Annotated in this window: 15 protein-coding genes and 1 pseudogene; 10 read left to right on the forward strand and 6 right to left on the reverse strand. The window is 68.2% G+C overall.

Going from position 1 to position 16196, the window contains the following annotated elements:
• Window positions 1-9 precede the first annotated feature (9 nt).
• The 5 genes from HWX22_RS05095 to HWX22_RS05115 are packed head-to-tail and all read left to right on the forward strand — an operon-like array spanning window position 10 to window position 5403.
• Window positions 10-1428, forward strand: a complete 1419-nt coding sequence (locus tag HWX22_RS05095; protein ID WP_175915147.1) for an LLM class flavin-dependent oxidoreductase — start codon at window positions 10-12, stop codon at window positions 1426-1428.
• A gap of 18 nt (window positions 1429-1446) precedes the next feature.
• Window positions 1447-2634 (forward strand): ATP-binding cassette domain-containing protein, encoded by a 1188-nt coding sequence (locus HWX22_RS05100; RefSeq protein ID WP_175908502.1) that lies wholly within the window; start codon window positions 1447-1449, stop codon window positions 2632-2634.
• Window positions 2627-3283, forward strand: a complete 657-nt coding sequence (locus HWX22_RS05105; RefSeq protein WP_175908501.1) for a methionine ABC transporter permease — start codon at window positions 2627-2629, stop codon at window positions 3281-3283. Before HWX22_RS05100 ends, HWX22_RS05105 begins: the two co-directional genes overlap by 8 nt.
• A gap of 54 nt (window positions 3284-3337) precedes the next feature.
• Complete coding sequence (locus HWX22_RS05110) at window positions 3338-4195, forward strand: hypothetical protein (protein ID WP_175915148.1); 858 nt, start codon at window positions 3338-3340, stop codon at window positions 4193-4195.
• Window positions 4192-5403: an acyl-CoA dehydrogenase family protein gene (locus HWX22_RS05115; protein WP_175915149.1), complete on the forward strand. Its 1212-nt coding sequence runs from the start codon at window positions 4192-4194 to the stop codon at window positions 5401-5403. The genes HWX22_RS05110 and HWX22_RS05115 overlap by 4 nt, the downstream gene beginning before the upstream one ends.
• A 42-nt stretch (window positions 5404-5445) precedes the next feature.
• Here HWX22_RS05115 and HWX22_RS05120 read toward each other — a convergent pair whose 3' ends face one another.
• The 3 genes from HWX22_RS05120 to HWX22_RS05130 all read right to left on the reverse strand — a co-directional run bounded on the left by HWX22_RS05120 (window position 5446) and on the right by HWX22_RS05130 (window position 8588).
• Window positions 5446-7173, reverse strand: a complete 1728-nt coding sequence (locus tag HWX22_RS05120; RefSeq protein ID WP_175908498.1) for a YadA family autotransporter adhesin — start codon at window positions 7171-7173, stop codon at window positions 5446-5448.
• A 279-nt stretch (window positions 7174-7452) separates the two neighbouring features.
• A complete protein-coding gene (locus HWX22_RS05125; protein ID WP_175908497.1) occupies window positions 7453-7833 on the reverse strand; it encodes a hypothetical protein in 381 nt (126 codons plus the stop codon).
• 290 nt (window positions 7834-8123) lie between these two features.
• The gene (locus tag HWX22_RS05130; RefSeq protein WP_175908496.1) at window positions 8124-8588 is read right to left on the reverse strand and encodes an Lrp/AsnC family transcriptional regulator; all 465 of its coding nucleotides are present in this window, start codon (window positions 8586-8588) and stop codon (window positions 8124-8126) included.
• Window positions 8589-8762: 174 nt separating this feature from the next.
• Here HWX22_RS05130 and HWX22_RS05135 point away from each other — a divergent pair, with 174 nt between their 5' ends.
• Window positions 8763-9389 carry a LysE family translocator gene (locus HWX22_RS05135; RefSeq protein WP_175908495.1) on the forward strand — a complete coding sequence of 209 codons (627 nt, stop codon included), beginning with the start codon at window positions 8763-8765 and terminating at the stop codon, window positions 9387-9389.
• 9 nt (window positions 9390-9398) lie between these two features.
• Here the strand turns inward: HWX22_RS05135 and HWX22_RS05140 are convergent, their stop codons facing one another.
• A complete protein-coding gene (locus HWX22_RS05140) occupies window positions 9399-10244 on the reverse strand; it encodes a helix-turn-helix transcriptional regulator (protein ID WP_175908494.1) in 846 nt (281 codons plus the stop codon).
• Between the two features lie 266 nt (window positions 10245-10510).
• Between HWX22_RS05140 and HWX22_RS05145 the strand changes: the two genes are divergently transcribed.
• Window positions 10511-11473 (forward strand): DUF2167 domain-containing protein, encoded by a 963-nt coding sequence (locus tag HWX22_RS05145; RefSeq protein ID WP_175908493.1) that lies wholly within the window; start codon window positions 10511-10513, stop codon window positions 11471-11473.
• Window positions 11470-12195 carry a site-2 protease family protein gene (locus tag HWX22_RS05150; protein WP_059508586.1) on the forward strand — a complete coding sequence of 242 codons (726 nt, stop codon included), beginning with the start codon at window positions 11470-11472 and terminating at the stop codon, window positions 12193-12195. Before HWX22_RS05145 ends, HWX22_RS05150 begins: the two co-directional genes overlap by 4 nt.
• A 48-nt stretch (window positions 12196-12243) precedes the next feature.
• Here HWX22_RS05150 and HWX22_RS31925 read toward each other — a convergent pair.
• Window positions 12244-12432 (reverse strand): annotated as a pseudogene (locus HWX22_RS31925) (MFS transporter); the annotation flags it as partial.
• Window positions 12433-12639: 207 nt separating this feature from the next.
• Here HWX22_RS31925 and HWX22_RS05155 point away from each other — a divergent pair.
• Window positions 12640-14217, forward strand: coding sequence for an aldehyde dehydrogenase (NADP(+)) (locus tag HWX22_RS05155; RefSeq protein ID WP_175908492.1), 1578 nt, complete (start codon window positions 12640-12642; stop codon window positions 14215-14217).
• Between the two features lie 192 nt (window positions 14218-14409).
• On the forward strand, window positions 14410-14961 hold the full coding sequence (locus HWX22_RS05160; RefSeq protein ID WP_175908491.1) for a hypothetical protein: 552 nt from the start codon (window positions 14410-14412) through the stop codon (window positions 14959-14961).
• Window positions 14962-15096: 135 nt separating this feature from the next.
• Here HWX22_RS05160 and kdgD read toward each other — a convergent pair whose 3' ends face one another.
• On the reverse strand, window positions 15097-16011 hold the full coding sequence (gene kdgD / locus HWX22_RS05165; protein WP_059528402.1) for a 5-dehydro-4-deoxyglucarate dehydratase: 915 nt from the start codon (window positions 16009-16011) through the stop codon (window positions 15097-15099).
• Window positions 16012-16196 lie beyond the last annotated feature (185 nt).

Below are 16196 nucleotides of genomic sequence, written 5' to 3' on the forward strand. Positions count from 1 at the left end.
GGAGGCGACATGACGACGGCGAACCGCAAGAAGATCCTGCTCAACGCGTTCAACATGAACTGCGTCGGGCACATCAACCACGGGCTGTGGACGCATCCGCGCGACCGCTCCGCGCACTACACCGATCTCGACTACTGGGCCGATCTCGCGCGGACGCTCGAACGCGGCAAGTTCGACGGGATCTTTCTCGCGGACATCGTCGGCGTGTACGACGTGTTCGGCGGCGGCCCGGACGCCGCGCTGCGCGAATCGGTCCAGGTGCCCGTCAACGATCCGCTGCTGCTCGTGCCCGCGATGGCGCAGGTCACGCAACATCTCGGCTTCGGCGTGACCGCGAACCTGACCTACGAGCCGCCTTACCTGTTCGCGCGCCGCATGTCGACGCTCGACCACCTGACGAAGGGGCGCGTCGGCTGGAACATCGTGACCGGCTATCTCGACAGCGCCGCGCGCGGGATGGGCCTCGCGCAGCAGATCGGCCACGACGACCGCTACGAACGCGCGGACGATTACATGGACGTCGTCTACAAGCTGTGGGAACAGAGCTGGGACGACGACGCGGTGATCCGCGATGCGCACGCGCGCGTGTTCGCGCAGCCGGGCAAGGTGCGGCGCGTGAAGCACGACGGGCCGTTCTATTCGGTCGACGCGATCCACCTGAGCGAGCCGTCGCTGCAGCGCACGCCGGTGCTGTACCAGGCCGGTTCGTCGGCGCGCGGCGTCGAATTCGCGGGGCGGCATGCGGAATGCGTGTTCGTGAACGGGCAGAGCAAGGCCGCCGCGCGCGCGGCCGTGCTCGACATTCGCGCGGCCGCCGCACGGCAGGGGCGCGACCCGGCATCGATCCGGATTTTCGCCGGCGTGAGCGTCGTGACCGCCGAGACCGAACGTCTCGCGCGCGAGAAGTTCGACGAATACCGGCGCTACGCGAGCCCGGAAGCCGGCCTCGCGCATTTCGCGAGCTCGACCGGCATCGACTTCGCGAAGTACGGCCTCGACGAGCCGATCTCGTACGTGAAGACCGACTCGATCCAGTCGGCCGTCGACGCGATCTCGCGCAAGAGCACGACCGGCACGTGGACCGTGCGCAGGATGCTCGAACAGATGTCGCTGGGCGGCCGCTATGCGCCGATCGTCGGTTCGCCGTCGCAGGTCGCGGACGAACTGCAGTCGTGGATCGACGAGACGGGCATCGACGGTTTCAATCTGACGCGCACCGTGATGCCCGAGTCGTTCGAGGATTTCGTCGACTGGGTCGTGCCGGAACTGCAGAACCGCGGCGTCTACAAGGAAGACTACGATCCCGCGCCGACGCTGCGCGAGAAGCTGTTCGGCGCCGGCGCACGGCTGCCTGCGTGGCACACCGGCGCGCAGCACCGGCCCACCACCGCGCCGGCGACGGAACCCGCGCATCCCGCGCATGCATGAACGTGACGGAGCGAAGCGATGACGCAATTGTTCGATACGCTGGGTTTCATCGAGGCTTCGGCCGCGCGGGCCGGCGCAGGCGCGCACGCACAAGGGGCGCTTGACGAAGCGGCCGCACGCGCCGACGGCGCCGCCGTGTCGCTCGCGCACGTCGGCAAGGTGTTCTCGACGCCGCGCGGCCAGGCCGCGGCGCTGCGCGACGTGACGCTCGACGTGCGGCGCGGCGAGGTGTTCGGGATCATCGGCCGCAGCGGCGCCGGCAAGTCGACGCTGCTGCGGCTCGTGAACGGCCTCGAGCGGCCGAGTTCGGGCAGCGTGCGCGTGCAGGGCGTCGACGTCGGCGCGCTCGACGAGGACGGGCTCGTCGCGCTGCGGCGTCGCACCGGCATGGTGTTCCAGCATTTCAACCTGCTGTCGGCGAAGACGGTGTTCGAGAACGTCGCGCTGCCGCTGAAGATCGCCGGCGTGCCGAAGGCAGAGCGCACGCGCAAGGCCGAGGCGCTGCTCGACCTCGTCGGGCTCGCCGCGAAGCGCGACGCGTATCCGGCGAGCCTGTCGGGCGGCCAGAAGCAGCGCGTCGGCATCGCGCGGGCGCTGGTGCACGACCCCGAGGTGCTGCTGTGCGACGAGGCGACGTCGGCGCTCGATCCCGAGACGACGCAATCGATCCTCTCGCTGCTCGCCGACATCAACCGCCGCCTCGGGTTGACGATCGTGCTGATCACGCACGAGATGGAAGTGATCCGCGCGGTCTGCGACACGGTCGCGGTGATCGAGCAGGGCGAGGTCGTCGAAACGGGCCCGGTGTGGCGCGTGTTCGGCGATCCGCGCCACGGCGCGACGCGGGCGCTGCTCAGCACGCTCGTGCACGACCTGCCGGCCGAACTGGCCGCGCGCGTGCGGCCGTTGCCCGAGCAGGCCGCGCTGCCCGACGGCGCGCAGGTGGTGCTCGACGTTCGCTATACGGGCGAGAGCGACGGCGAGCCGGACGTCGGCGCGCTCGCGGCGGCGCTCGGTGGTTCGGTGCGCTTTCTGCATGGCGGGATCGAGCGGATCCAGGGCCATGCGCAGGGGCGTCTCGTGATCGCGGCATCGCCGCGCGCGGATGACGCGGGGCAGTCGCCGGCACGCGGCGGCGCGGTCGCGGCACTGCTCGAACGCGCACGCCGCCATGCGAACCACGCGGAGGTGCTCGGCTATGTTTGAACTCTGGTGGCCCGAACTGCTCGACGCGATCCGCGACACGCTGTCGATGGTCGCCGCGTCGGCCGCGATCGCCGCGCTGATCGGCATCCCGCTCGCGGTGATCCTCGTGACGACCGCGTCGGGCGGCATCTACGCGCGGCGCGGCGTGAACGCGGTGCTCGGCGCGCTCGTCAACGTGTTCCGCTCGACGCCGTTCATCATCCTGCTCGTCGCGCTGCTGCCGTTCACGCGCGTGCTGATCGGCACGACCATCGGCGTGTGGGCGGCCGTCGTGCCGCTGTCGATCGCCGCGATTCCGTTCTTCGCGCGGATTGCCGAGGTGAGCCTGCGCGAAGTCGATCGCGGGCTGATCGAGGCCGCGCTCGCGATGGGCGCGAAACGTCGCCACATCGTGTGGCACGTGCTGCTGCCGGAAGCGCTGCCCGGCATGCTCGGCGGCTTCACGATCACCGTCGTCGCGCTGATCGGCTCGACCGCGATGGCCGGCGCCGTCGGCGCGGGCGGGCTCGGCGATCTCGCGATCCGCTACGGCTACCAGCGCTTCGACACCACCGTGATGGTGACCGTGATCGTGATCCTGATCGCACTCGTTTCGGCCGTGCAAATCACGGGCGACCGCCTGGTCCGACGCGTGACCCGGCGTACCTGAGCGGCGCCACGAGCGCCGGCTCTTTTCATTGAAGACCCTGAGAGAACGATACCCATGACCCTACCTATCGGCGCGCCGCGCGAATGGAACGGACAATTCGAGGAAGCGCTGTTTCTGGATGTCGCGCGACGCCATCGCCCCGACTTCCCGGACAAGCTGGCGACACCGCCGCGCGAGCCTCGCGATGAAGATGAACGGGCCGCCGTCGCCGACTACTACACGAAGATGGCGTCGCACGACCTGTTCATCGTGCAGGTCGTCGCGAAGGCGATCGACACGCTGTTCCGCGACGACCCGCATTTCCAGCTGATCCTGTCGCGTCAGCTCGGCGACGACGGCGCGCACGCCGTGATCGGTCGCGAACGCGTGACCGAACTGACGGGCCGCGATCCGCTGCCGGAAGTCGAGCGGCTCGTCGCCGCGCACTGGGAACGCATTGGAGACATCGCGGTGCGCGACGTCGCGGGTTTTCTCGCGTTCGAATGGCATTACGAACTGCACATCCTCGCGAAGCTGTGGATCCAGCGCAAGACCGGCCGCATCGCCGACGGTGCGATGCGCGAGCACGGCGAGAACCGGATTCGACCGGACGAGGAGTGGCATCGCGTGCAGATCGTCCAGTGGTGGTTCGACACGTTGAAGGCGCTGCCGGCCGCCGAGCGCGACGCGCTGATCGATCGCGTGATCGCCGCCGACGAGGAAATGCAGGAACGGCTCGACGGCTATCTGCACGATGAATACGCGCATACCGCGCACGTGTTCGGTGCGGACATCGCCGAATACCGCGCGATCTACGACGACTGGCGGCGCGAGATCCTGTCGCGGCTGACCGGCCGTCGACTCGGCGCGCTGGTTCCGCTGTCGAGCGATATAGTTGCGCACGCAATCGTTGCACAGGAAGCCGTCGCATGAACGACCCTCGCGGCCCGGCGACGCTGGCGCCGGACTCCGACGCACGCGCGATCGACGCCGACGCGCTGGCGCGTGCGATCGACGCGCTGCGTGCGACGGCCGCGGCGCGCGACCGCGCGGGCGGTCATGCGGCCGACGAGAAGCAGCGGCTCGCCGACGCGGGCCTGCTGACGCTCGCGGTGCCGCGCGAATTCGGCGGACAGGAAGCCGAGTGGCCCGCGATCTACGACACGATCCGGCGGATCGCGCGCGTCGACAGCGCGCTCGCGCATTTGGTCGGGTTCCAGGTCCTGCAGGTGGTGAGCGTCGACGTGTGGGGCAGTGCGGCGCAGCGCGAACGCTATCTGCGCGGCACGGTCGCGCATCGCTGGTGGTGGGGCAATGCCGTGAACCCGCTCGACACGCGGCTGGTGGCGACCGCGACGCCGGACGGCGGCTACCGGCTCGACGGCGTGAAGGGATTCTGCTCGGGCACGCGCGGCTCGCAGCGGATGACCGTGTCCGCGCACGATCCGGAAACGGGCCGAGCCGTGTTCGGCGTCGTGCCGACCGATCGCGACGGGATCACGGTCAACGAAGACTGGGATCCCGTCGGTCAGCGCCAGACCGACAGCGGCAGCGTGCGCTTCGACGGCGTGACGCTCGCGCCGGACGACGTGCTGCACCGGTCCGAGACGCCGCCGACGCCGCGCGCGACGCTGCGCACGCTGGTGTCGCAGCTCGTGTTGACGAACCTGTTCGTCGGGCTTGCGGAAGGCGCGCTGGCCGAGGCGCGCGAATACGTGCTGGCGCACGGCCGGCCGTGGATTAACTCGGGCGTCGCGCAGGCGAGCGACGATCCCTATACGCTGCAGCGCTTCGGCGACATGCGTGTGCAGGCGGTTGCGGCGGCGTCGCTGGCCGATCGCGCGGCCGTCGCGTTGCAGCGCGCATGGACGCGGCGCGACGCGCTGACGGCCGACGAACGTGCCGAAGTGGCGCTCGCGGTGTCGGACGCGAAGATCGTCGCGCAGCGCGCGGCGCTCGACAACGGCGAGGCGCTGTTCGATGCGTGCGGCGCGCGCGCGACGGCCGCATCGCTCGGCCTCGACCGCTTCTGGCGCAACGCGCGCACGCATACGCTGCACGATCCGCTCGACTACCGGCTGCGCGACGTCGGCCGGTTCGCGTTGACGGGGGAATTGCCGCAGGCGTCGCTGTATACGTAGCGTCGGCAAGCCGTCCGCCGACGCTACGCAGCTCGGTGTCGCCTACCAGCGATAGCCGACGCCCGCGCCGGCGCCGAACGAGCCGTGGCCCGACACCGCCGTCGTGATCGAGCCTTTGACGAGCCATTTCGTCGTCGCGACCGACAGGCCGACCGCCATCGCGCTTTGACCGCCGTACGTGCCGCCGCCGAGCGCAACGACCTTCTCGCCGGGCAGCACGGCCTGCGGCACGTTGGCCATCGCGATCGCGCTCGCTGTGCCAGCGTTCGCGTCCTTGCGGTACTTCGACATTTCTTCGCGAACCGAATTGATCGCGCCGTTCAACTGGCGCACGTTGACACCGTCCGTCGGTGCAGTGCCGTCGGCCACGTTGGTCAACTGGCGTTCTGCACCCGGCGCGCCGATCGAGACCGTGTTGTCGCGATCCGCGACCGAGTTCGCGCCCAACGCCACGGCATTGTTGGCGCTCGCGCGGCTGTTCGTGCCGATCGCGGTGGAGTCCGTGCCGGAAACATTCGAGCCGGTGCCGACGGCCGTGCCGTTCGTGGCGGTGACCTTCGAATTCGTGCCGATGGCCGTGCCGTTCGTCGCGGTGACGGTCGAATTCACGCCGACCGCCGTACCGTTGTCGCCCGAGACGTTCGAGCCGTTGCCGACCGCCGTTCCGTTCGTCGCCGTGACCGACGTATTCGTGCCAATCGCGGTGTCCGTCGGGTCCGTCACCGTGCCGCTCGGGACGCTCGACGAGATCTTGCCGACGGTGGTCGTCAGCGCCGCGAGATCCGTCGTCAACGTCGAAACTTGGCTTGCGATCGAGAACAGCTGCGAACCGTTGACGGCGTCCGTGCTGGTTGCGCTGATTGCACCGGCCGCGACGTTCACGATCTGCCGCTCGGCGCCGGCGCTGCCGACGCTGACCACACCGACCGGCGTGCCCGCGAAGCCGCTGTAGCTGACGCCGTCGAGCGTTACGCTGCTCACGGTCGTGAACGCGCGCGTCGCTGCGTTCGAGCCCAATGCGACGGAGTTCGCGTCGGCGGCGTTCGCGCCTTCGCCGATGGCGACCGCGTTCACGGCGGATGCCGTCGCGCGGGCGATGGCCACGCTGCCGGTTGCGGACGCCGAGCTGTCGATGCCGAGCGCGACCGCATCGTTGGCGCCGGCGTTCGCCTGGAAGCCGAGGGCCGTCCCGCCGGCCGCCACGCTGCCTTTGCCGACCGCCGTCGAGAACGTCGCGGTCGCGCTCGCGCCTTGTCCGACCGCCGTTGCCTGGTCGACGGCCGAGGCACCCTGACCGAATGCCGACGCGGTGGCGCCGTTGGCGATCGCGCCGTCGCCGACCGCCGTCGCCTGGATACCGGTTGCGCGGGTAAGCGCGCCGAGCGCCGTTGCGTGGTCTCCGGTGGCGGTGGAATTGCCGCCGACCGCAGTTGCCTGCGTGCCGGTCGCGCCGGCCATGCGGCCGATCGCGACGGTTTCGCTATAGGCGCCGGTCGACGAACCGGAGTTCGCTACCGCCGCGGTGCCGATTGCCACGTTGTCGCAACCCGTTGCGGTCGCCGGATACGTGCCGCTTCCCGAGATCGCGATGTTGCCGACGCAGCCGCCCGACGTTTCTGTCGACGTGCCGTTCTGCACGTAGTCGGCCCGCGCGGGCGCGGAAGCGGCGAATGCGACCATGGCGGCACCGACCGCGACGGCAAGCGTGGCCTTCGACTTCTTCGGTGCGCGTCGTGCGGAAAGTTCCAACCCTCGTTGATGCTTGTTCATTTCGTGTTCCCAGGCTCAATGTAAAAGTCGTGTTGTGTTTTGCACGGTCTGCGCACGATTTCACGTTCGCATCGAATCGTTCGCGTCTCTTTCATGACAGGTGCTGCCCGTCCATCCGGAAAACAAAAGTTCTGCTAATCAAATTCGACATTCGCCGGTATTGAAGAGACAAGAACCGCGCACGGATCGCAGCTACGTGCTTCGGCCGCGGCCACTTCCGGGCTTCGGGGGCTCGAAGCTCGAGCCGCGACGACGCATTTTGATGGGCCTCGGCCGAGCCTATGTTTGCCGCGGCGTCTGAACGCTATGTTTCGGGAGAAATTCGGTCGGTGAAGGGCGTGATGCGGCGGCGGGCAGGCGGTGTGGCTCGCTCATGCGGGTAGGCGTCTCGTCGTGCGGCGCTTCATCGTCGAATTCCGTCCCGACCGTCATTGCGACGGCGGGAATGCCGTAGACATCGACCGCGTGCGGGAACTCGGCTTTCTCGATCGATTTCGTGTCGCCGGCGCGCGAGAGCGACAGCCGCGTACCGGGTGGCATATCGATGCGCAGCAGACGCGCGCTCTTCTCGAGCGCCGGATGCTTTGCGGCTTCTTCCTTTCTGATGTTCGCCTCGGCCCGCCGCCCGATCGCCGCCATCAAGACGACGAAGCTGCTCATCACGCACAGCGCGGTGAGGACGACGGTGGAGCGTCGCCGATGTACACGAAACGATCGTCGTACAGGCGGAAGCAACGCCAGTGCAACGATCCCAAGCAGGACTGAGACGGCCGCCAGGAACGAAATGCCGAGAACGATGAAGAAGGTGCCGGAGAAAATCGGGTGCAGCCACCGGTGTGGCCCCGGGTGGCGAACGGCATTTCAGGATCTTGTATGAACGGACGTCATTGCAGTGTTCTGCCGCATCGATCCGATGACGGCAGCACGCACGTCGTCGCCTTTCCACATGCCTAGATCGGCAGACGCACCGTCTGCTTGATGCGCTTCAGCGGAATCTCGGTTTCGACGTTGCGTACGCCTTCGATCTGGGTGAGCGTCTCCATCTGAAAGCGCTGGTAATCGTCCAGATCCCTCGCGATGACGCGCAGCAGATAGTCGTAGCTGCCGGCCATCAGGTGGCATTCGAGCACCTCGGGCGCCTGCTCCATCTCGCGCGCGAAGCGTTCGACGGTGGTCTTGTCCTGGCGTTCCAGCGTGACGCGCACGAATGCCGTGAATCGCAGCTCGACGGCTGCCGGGTTCAGCAGGGCGACGTATGCGTCGATGACGCCCTGTTCCTCGAGCAGGTGAACGCGGCGCAGGCAGGGCGTGGGCGAGAGGCCGGCCTGCTGCGCGAGCTCGGCATTCGTCTGGTTCGAGTTTCGTTGCAGCGCACGCAAAATGCGCCGGTCGATGGCGTCCAGCTTGATTGGCATTTTTGGCTACCAATGATGTCGATGATGGAGAATAACGCCAATTTGCAAATCGAAAGTAGCCAATTTCGCAGCCATTCTCCACGGCAAGTTGCCGATAATCCGATGACTGCCCGGCCCCGGAGGCATGTGCGATTCCCGTCCGTCGCTCCCGGTGCCGCTTTCAGGAGAATCCCGATGCCGCACGTAGCCTGGTTGCCGTTCATGGCCACCTCCCTTCTGATCATTCTGACACCGGGCCAGGACATGGTGCTCGTGATGTCGCGCACGCTATCCGGCGGCACGCGGGCGGGCCTCGTGACCGCTGCGGGCGTCAGCGTCGGGCTGCTCGTGCATACGATGCTCGCGACGCTCGGGCTGGGCGCGCTTCTTCAGGCATCCGAATGGCTGTTCACTGCATTGAAGATGATCGGCGCGCTGTACCTGCTGTACCTCGGCATCACGCTGCTGCGTTCGTCCGGCGAGCTGACGCTCGCGAGCGGTCGCGACGCGACGGCGTCCGGGTTGCGCACGTTCGCGCAGGGCGCGCTGTCCAACGTGTCGAATCCGAAGATCGCGCTGTTCTATCTTGCGTTTCTGCCGCAGTTCGTGCCCGCGGGCGCCGCGCATCCGATGGTGTCGCTGTTCGTGCTCGGCACGACGTTTGCCGGCCTGACGTTTCTCGTCAAGGGGCCGGTCGCGCTGTTCGCCGGCCTGCTGTCGACGTCGATCCGGCGCAATCCGCGCATCCTGACCCGCATGCACCGGGTGAGCGGTGTGGTCCTCCTCGGGCTGGGCGTGAAGCTGGCGTTCGAGCGTCGTTGACGATGCTCACTAAGCCGGCAGCGCATCCGCCAGCGCGCGCATCGCGTCCACCGTTTCCGGATTCGCCGGGAAAAACGCCTCGATCGCGAGTTCCGACAGCGTGACGTCGACCGGCGTGCCGAACACCGTCGTCGTGCTGAAGAACGTCAGTTCGCCGGCGGCCGTGCGCAGCCGCAGCGGCACCGCGATGTCCGCGTAGTCGGCGCGCGCATGCGTGTCGTCGGGCTGGCCGGCCGGTGCCGGATACGCGGCGAGTTCGTCGCGCAGCGCATGGAGCGCGCGGTCGCCGCTCGCGTCGATCTGCCGTTGCAGCCGGTGCAGGATATGCGCGCGCCATTCGTGCCAGTTGACGATCTGCGGCGCGAGGCCGTCAGGATGCAAACTCAGGCGCAGCACGTTGACGGGCGGCCGCAGGAGCGCCGGATCGGCCTGCGCGACCAGCGCGCCCAGCATCCGGTTCGCGGCGAGCAGCGTCCAGTGGCGATCCACCGCGAGTGCCGGGTAGGGCTCGTGGCCGCGCAGCACGGCTTCGACCGCGTGGCGCGCCGCATCGAGCTGCGGATCGGAGAAGGGCCGCTCGCGAAACAGCGGCGCATAGCCGGCCGCGACGAGCAGCGCGTTGCGCTCGCGCAGCGGCACGTCGAGGCGCTCCGCGAGATGCAGCACCATCTCCCGGCTCGGCTGCGCGCGTCCCGATTCGACGAAGCTCAGGTGCCGCGCGGACACTTCGGCCTCCAGCGCGAGGGCCATCTGGCTCAGGCGCCGGCGTTGACGCCAGGTGCGCAGCAGCGAGCCGATGCCGGACGCGCGGCCGGCGGACGGGGGGAGCGATTGAAGGGCAGCGGTCGAGTTCATGACGAGGATGATAGGCAATCCCGCGCGCATCGGGCATTACCTGCGAGGTAAGCATTCCGGATCGATGTGCATCGGGTGTGCATCGCGACTCCGCCCGCTGCCGCCCGATGCGCTCCTCCGCCCCCGCATTTCGATCCCGGATGCGCGCCGACGCTGCGTTACCATAGCCCTCGTGCCACCTGAGAGGCGGCACCGGACCCGCGACCACAACGCCCGGGCCGGATGCCGCGCACATTCACAACAAGGCATTCCAGGGGAATCCAACAATGAAAAAACTCGCCGTCCGCGTCGCCTGCGTGGCGATGCTCGCGCTCGCCGCAACCAGCGGCCATGCGCAGACCGAAGCCGCGCAGGTCGAAATGAGGGCCGCCGCCGCGGCCGCCAACAAGGTCGTCGTGAACGGGCCGGCCGATATCGACGTCAAGCACGAAGCCGTGCTGAAGCTGAAGGAAGGCGAATCGTTCGTGCCGGCCGCCGAAGCCGGCCGCTACCTGCGCTCGATGGGCAACTCGATCGACGAATCGAAGCTGGTCGGCCTCGTGCTGCCCGAGGACCCGAACGCCGACTGGATCTCCGTCGTGTCGTTCGAGCCGAGCGGCTACATTCGCGACGACGACGCGAAGGACTGGAAACCCGACGAATTGCTGAAGAACCTGCAGGCCGGCACCGAGGAAAACAACCCGGCGCGCAAGGAGCGCGGGCTGCCCGAGACCGAGGTGGTCGGCTGGGCGCAGGCGCCCGCGTACGACGCCGCCACGCACCGGCTCGTGTGGTCCGCGATCATCCGCGACAAGGGTGCGGCCGCGAACGCGGAGAGCGACGGAGTGAACTACCGGACGCTCGTGCTCGGCCGTGACGGCTACCTGTCGCTGACGATGGCGTCGACGCTCGCCGATCTGCCGAAGTACAAGGGCTCGGCCGACGATCTCCTCGCGAACATCCGCTTCAACGACGGCAAGCGCTATGCCGATTTCAACAAATCGACCGACCACGTCGCCGAGTACGGGCTCGCGGCGCTGATCGTCGGCGTCGGCGCGAAGAAGCTCGGGCTGCTCGCGCTGATCGGCGCGTTTGCCGTGAAGTTCTTCAAGATCGGCGCGGTCGCGTTGCTGGCGGGCGGCGCGGCGCTGAAGCGCTTCTTCGGGCGCAAGCCGAAGCCGGCGGCCGTGCCGGTCGTCGCCGATGCAACCGACGCAGCCGCCGTGTCCGGCACGGAGCGCAAGGAATGACGAAGCTGCTGCTGCTGATCTTCGGTGGCCTGAAGCTCGGCAAGGTGCTCATGTCGGCGGGCACCATGCTGGCGTCGATCGCGGTCTACGCGCTGTTCTACGGATGGCGCTTCGCGGCCGGATTCGTCGCGCTGCTGCTGGTTCACGAAGCCGGCCACTACGTGGCCGCGCAGCGGCGCGGGCTCGACGTCGGGCTGCCGACGTTCATTCCGTTCGTCGGCGCGTGGATCCAGCTGAAGGAGATGCCGCACGACGCTGAAACCGAAGCGTACGTCGGGTTGGCCGGGCCGTTCGTCGGCACGCTCGGCGCGCTGGCCTGCTACGCGGCCGCGCGGCACTACGACAGCAACCTGCTGCTCGCGCTCGCCTATACGGGCTTCTTCCTGAACCTGTTCAACATGATTCCGCTGTCGCCGTTCGACGGCGGGCGCATCACGGCGGTGCTGTCCCCGCGCATCTGGTTTGCGGGCGTGCCCGTGCTGATCGCGCTGTTCGCGTACCGGCCGAGCCCGCTCTTGATCGTGATGGCGATCCTCGCGTTGCCGCAGTTGAAGCGCGCATGGCGCTACGATCCCGACGCGCCGGAGAACCGCGCGTACTACACGACTTCGGTCGAGACGAAAACGACTTACGCGCTTTTCTACGTCGGCCTGCTCGCGTTTCTCGCGCTGATGACGTCCGGCGTGCACGACATGCTGCGCGTCGCGCATTCGGCGGCCTGAGCGATGTAAAAAACGGCGGCCGCTCATGCGCGGCCGCCGTCGTCTTTGCCAGCCGCTCCGCCATTGTGCGAGCACGTATGCCCAGCCGAACGCCGAGACGGCGAACAGCATCGCCAGAATCCAGTAGCGCACGGCGGTGCGGCGGGCGGTGCGTGCAAGATCGATCGGAAGATCGCGAGGGGAGGTTTGATTGGGTACTTTGACATGCGTCGTCGTATGACATAACCATAAGTTCATAAGGCCTGGCCGAACCCGAAACCTCGGGTTTTCCCTTTGCAGAGCGGCGTGAAATGGTCAACATTTGGGCAAAGCCCGAAGGGATAAGGGTTTCGCGCAGAGTATGGCAGGATCGACGATCGGCGCGAATCGTGAAATCGTGTCGGCAGACATCGTATCTGTTGAGCTACAATGAACCAATCATTCCCGAAACACGGAGCACCCCCCATGCAACTGACTGGAGAGATGCTGATCGGCGCCGATGCGGTGGCCGGCTCGGCCGGTACCCTGCACGCGTTCGACCCGACGAAGGGCGCGCCGATCGATGCGCCGGCCTTCGGCGTCGCGACGCAGGCGGACGTCGACCGCGCGTGCGAGCTTGCGCGCGACGCGTTCGACGCGTACCGCGCGCAGCCGCTGGCGGCCCGCGCGGCGTTTCTCGAAACGATCGCCGACGAAATCGTCGCGCTCGGCGACGCGCTGATCGAGCGCGCACACGCCGAAACGGGCCTGCCCGTCGCGCGGCTGCAGGGCGAGCGCGGCCGCACCGTCGGCCAGCTCCGGCTGTTCGCGCGCGTCGTGCGCGACGGACGCTTCCTCGCCGCGTCGATCGATCCCGCGCAGCCCGCGCGCACGCCGCTGCCGCGCTCGGACTTGCGGCTGCAGAAGGTCGGGCTCGGGCCCGTCGCGGTGTTCGGCGCGAGCAACTTCCCGCTCGCGTTCTCGGTGGCCGGCGGCGATACGGCGTCGGCACTCGCGGCCGGCTGCCCGGTGATCGTGAAGGCCCATGAGGCGCACCTCGGCACGTCCGAGCTGGTCGGCCGCGCGATCCGCGCCGCGGTGGCGAAATGCGGGATGCCGGCCGGCGTTTTCTCGCTGCTGATCGGCCCCGGCCGCGTGACCGGCGCGGCGCTCGTCAGCCATCCGGCAGTGCAGGCCGTCGGCTTTACCGGGTCGCGGCAGGGCGGCATGGCGCTCGTGCAGCTCGCGAACGCGCGCCCGCAGCCGATTCCCGTCTATGCGGAAATGAGCAGCATCAACCCGGTCGTGCTGTTCCCGGCCGCGCTGGCCGCGCGCGGCGACGCGATCGCGACCGGCTTTGTCGATTCGCTGACGCTCGGCACCGGCCAGTTCTGCACGAATCCGGGCCTCGTGCTGGCGGTCGATGGCCCCGATCTCGACCGCTTCGAGTCCGTCGCGGCACAGGCGCTCGCGAAGAAACCGGCCGGCGTGATGCTGACGAGCGGCATCGCCGATGCGTATCGCAATGGCCGCGGCAAGCTGGCCGAACTGCCGGGCGTGCGCGAAGTCGGCGTGGGCGAGGCGGCGCAGACCGAATGCCAGGCAGGCGGCGCGCTGTACGAAGTCGCCGCGCCGGCGTTCCTGGCCGAGCCGGCGTTCGGCCACGAAGTGTTCGGGCCGGCATCGCTGATCGTGCGTTGCCGTGATCTCGACGAAGTCGCACACGTGCTCGACGCACTCGAGGGCCAGCTGACGGCCACGCTGCAGATGGACGCCGACGACAAGCCGCTCGCGCGCCGCCTGCTGCCGATCCTCGAACGCAAGGCCGGGCGCCTGCTCGTCAACGGCTACCCGACCGGCGTCGAAGTGTGCGACGCGATGGTGCACGGCGGGCCGTTCCCGGCGACGTCGAACCCGGCGGTCACGTCGGTCGGCGCGACCGCGATCGACCGTTTCCTGCGGCCCGTGTGCTATCAGGATTTCCCGGACGACCTGCTGCCCGAAGGGCTGCAGGAAAGCAATCCGCTCGGCGTTCCGCGGCTGCGGGACGGAAAGGCGGAGTGACGGTGCGGCGGCGCGGCGCGAAGCCGGGCCGCTTGCCGAAGGAATGAAAGCGGGGGCGGCCGGCGGGCTGCCTCCGCTTTTTTCATGATGGCTTCCGCGTCGCCGGAATTTCTCCTACAGTAGCGGGGCCTCGGGCCGCCCGGCCCGCAGGCGAGCCTGAGAGACCACAAAATTCCAAGAGGGAACCATCCGATGAACATCAGCAAGCGCGGCGACCACCTGTTCGCCGCCGGCTTGTGGAAGGCGATCGGTGACGTCGCGCATTCGGTGCGCAGCCGGATCGGCCAGTACAGCGAAGGGCGCGTGCTCGCGAATGCGCTGCTGGAATTCCAGCGCGACCTGGGCGGCAGCGAATTCGACGTGACCATCAACCAGGGGCGGCCCGTCACGGGCTCCGATGCGCATTCGCTCATGTTCGGCCTCGCCGTGCGCCGTTTCCGGCAGGACATGGAAGCGCTGGTGTTCGCGCTCGAGCATCGCCGCAACATCGACGACCGCGACCAGAGCCTGCGCACCGAAGCGCTGATGCAGGCCAACAGCGCGCTTCTGACCGCGAAGCAGTCGGCGACGATCACGGTCGGCCGGTTCTTCGACGCGGTCGTCGATCGCGACGTGCTGGGGCAGATTCTCGGCGACGGGTCGAGCGAACGCGTGCGTACGGGCGCGCAAGGGCAGATCGAGGCGACCCGGATCAAGCTCGGCAACGTGCGTCACCGGATCATCGGCGTCATCGCGCAGATGTGACCGCGCGCATCGCGGCGGGATGCGTGGCATGGCCGCCTCTGCAAACGACCGCGGCCGGCAGGCGCCGGCCGCGATGCAACACAGGCAACAAGCCGGCCGCGGTGCCGTCGAAGGCGCCGCGCCGGCCATTTCCGCTTACTGCGGGCCCATCTTCCTGATCAGCACGTCCAGTTCGGCCATTTCGGCGTCGGTCAGGTCGACGAGCGGCGCGCGTACCGGGCCCGCGTCGTGGCCGACGAGCTTCGCGCCTGCCTTCACGATGCTGACCGCGTAGCCCGCGCGACGGTTGCGGATCTTCAGGTACGGCAGGAAGAATTCGTCGATCAGGCGGCCGACCGTTGCGTGGTCGTCCTTCGCGATCGCTTCGTAGAACGCCATCGCCGTCTTCGGGATGAAGTTGAATACGGCCGACGAGTACACCGGCACGCCGAGCGCCTTGTACGCGGCCGCATAGACTTCGGCCGTCGGCAGGCCGCCGAGGTACGCGAAGCGGTCGCCGAGGCGGCGGCGGATCGTGACCATGCTCTCGATTTCGCCGACGCCGTCCTTGAAGCCGATCAGGTTCGGGCAGCGGTCGGCGAGGCGCTCGAGCATGTCGGCGTTCAGCTTCGAATTCGCGCGGTTGTACACCACGACGCCGATCTTCAGCGCGCGGCACACTTGCTCGACGTGTTCGGCGATGCCTTCCTGGCTGGCTTCGGTCAGGTAGTGCGGCATCAGCAGCACGCCGCTCGCGCCGAGGCGCTCGGCTTCCTGCGCATATTCGATCGCGACGCGCGTGCCGCCGCCGGCGCCAGCCAGGATCGGCACCTTGCCCTTGCAGGTTTCCGTCGCGACGCGGATCACGTCCGAATACTCGCGCTGCGTGAGCGAGAAGAATTCACCGGTGCCGCCGGCCGCGAACAGCGCGGTCGCGCCATACGGCGCCAGCCATTCCAGACGCTCGGCATAGGTGGTCGGGCGGAAGCTGCCGTCCGCGTCGAAGTCCGTCAGCGGAAACGACAGCAGGCCGTGGGAGATGATCTGTTTGAGTTCTTGCGGTGAGGTCATGGTTGGGTCGTCCGTCTAGCGCGAGGGCTGGGTTCGTCGGGTACGCCATCCGAGCCATATTGGCGATGTCGTTGTATGTCATCGTACAACGCAGGAAAGCGCAGCGCAAGCGGTTTGCCGGCGGGTAAAGGGTAGGGTCTTTCCGGATAAGGGTTTACGCAGCATCGCGGGTTGATGTCGAATGT

This window comes from Burkholderia sp. BCC1638, assembly GCF_902833195.1.
Classification (GTDB): domain Bacteria; phylum Pseudomonadota; class Gammaproteobacteria; order Burkholderiales; family Burkholderiaceae; genus Burkholderia; species Burkholderia diffusa.